This window comes from Aeromonas sp. 602658 (assembly GCF_049173005.1).
GTDB classification, from domain to species: Bacteria; Pseudomonadota; Gammaproteobacteria; order Enterobacterales; family Aeromonadaceae; genus Aeromonas; species Aeromonas veronii_A.
On record NZ_JAAKRF010000066.1, the window covers coordinates 1 to 1,623 of the forward strand.

General features: G+C 57.5%; 2 protein-coding genes. One reads left to right on the top strand and one right to left on the bottom strand.

The genetic code is table 11. The annotated features are described in order from the left end of the window. Positions 1–4 precede the first annotated feature (4 nt). A complete protein-coding gene (locus tag G5253_RS20445) occupies positions 5–1,207 on the bottom strand; it encodes an ISL3-like element ISAeme19 family transposase (RefSeq protein ID WP_084865641.1) in 1,203 nt (400 codons plus the stop codon). Positions 1,208–1,507: 300 nt separating this feature from the next. Here G5253_RS20445 and G5253_RS20450 point away from each other — a divergent pair. Next, a partial coding sequence (locus tag G5253_RS20450) for a nucleoside monophosphate kinase (RefSeq protein WP_421204168.1) occupies positions 1,508–1,623 on the top strand: 116 nt, incomplete at its 3' end.

Below are 1,623 nucleotides of genomic sequence, written 5' to 3' on the forward strand. Positions count from 1 at the left end.
AGGTTCATCGCGGCTTTCCGGGGAAGGCCGCCTTGATTTTCAGAAAAAAGTATTCTGAGTCCCTAAATCCATACGCCATACGCTTTATCACTTTGATCTTGTTGTTCACCCCTTCCAGCACACTCGTGTGCATCGGGTAGTTTGCACTCGCCAGGATCCCCCGCATATATTTCGATAAATTTCGACCAAATCGTTGCAGCGGCGCTAGCCCGCTTTCCTTCACCTGCCGCATCCAGCTCCGCCATCGTCGCCATCCTTCCCACACGCTCGGCGCATACCAGATGCCCTTCAACGCCTCTTTCAGCACGTACACCATCGCCAGCGGTTGATTCGCCGCCAACAGCTCCTGCAACTTCACATCCTGTTTTTCACTCAGCTTCGCCCGATTACGTAGCAGCAACCAACGCGCACTTTTGACCACTTTTCGCGCCGGTTTATCGCTTTTCAGTGCATTCGCCTGCTCCACTCGCACCCGGTCCACCACCTCTCGGCCATAGCGAGCCACCACGTGGAACAGGTCGTAGACCACCTCCGCCTGCGGGCAGTGTTGCTTCACCTCCAGGTCGAACGCCGTGTTCATGTCCATCGCCACCGCCTCAATCTGCTGGCATCGCTCGCCGAGCTGCTCGAAGAAGGGACGGATAGCGGCCCGGCTGTTGCCGTGCCCCACCCACAGGACGCGGGTTCGCTCGGCATCCATGATCACGGTGGCATAGCGGTGTCCCTTGTGCAGGGCAAACTCATCCATCACCAGCCGCCGCACCTCCCCAAGTTCGATGGTGCCCACACTGGTCTGCAAACGGCGCTTGTCGATCTCCTTGATGGTGTGCCAACCGACCCCGGTGAGCTGGCTGACATGGCGGATGGGGAGGTACTGAACGAGCGCTTCAATCCAGCACTGCATGCGCCGGGTGAGGCGGGAGCCAGAGGGGAGCCAGTCGATATGTTCACTGACGCGACCACAGCGCAGACAGTCGACGCGGCGAACAGGCAGTTGTAACCAGACTTGTCGGTCAAATAGGTCTCGCTCACGCACCCGGCGGATACGTTGGTCGTGGATCAATGGCGTGGGTTGCAGGCATCGGCGACAACGGGGCAACAGGTCGGCGCGAGGCTCAAGGGTAAACAGGGTGTGATGGTTGGCAGAAAGCGCTTGGGCGATGACGGTATAACCTGGCCAGAAGGAGGCAATATCAATATGATGCACGGCGACAGCAGGGTGATGGTGGTGGTGTGTTTGGAGACAGCCAGTTTACCAGCACCCTGTCTGTCAACTTCCACTTCCCCAAGATCCCGCGAAGAACCTTTTTTTGGCCGTTCCCCTCTGGTGCGCTGCTGCATTTTCAATCATTTTTCGTGGTCGTCGTCTGCGTCTTTGGTCGCAGAGACGGGGCGGGAGTGTGGTGATAATCTGGCCACTCACACGGGGCGAGCTTGTTAATACGGGCGAAAACGTGTAGTTTTTTGCCTTCTCAAGAATTGAATAACCAATCAACTAGGAGCGTGTATGCGCATTGTTCTGTTGGGAGCTCCGGGCGCCGGCAAGGGTACCCAGGCTCAGTTCATCATGGAAAAACACGGTATTCCGCAGATCTCCACCGGCGACATGCTGCGTGCGGCGAT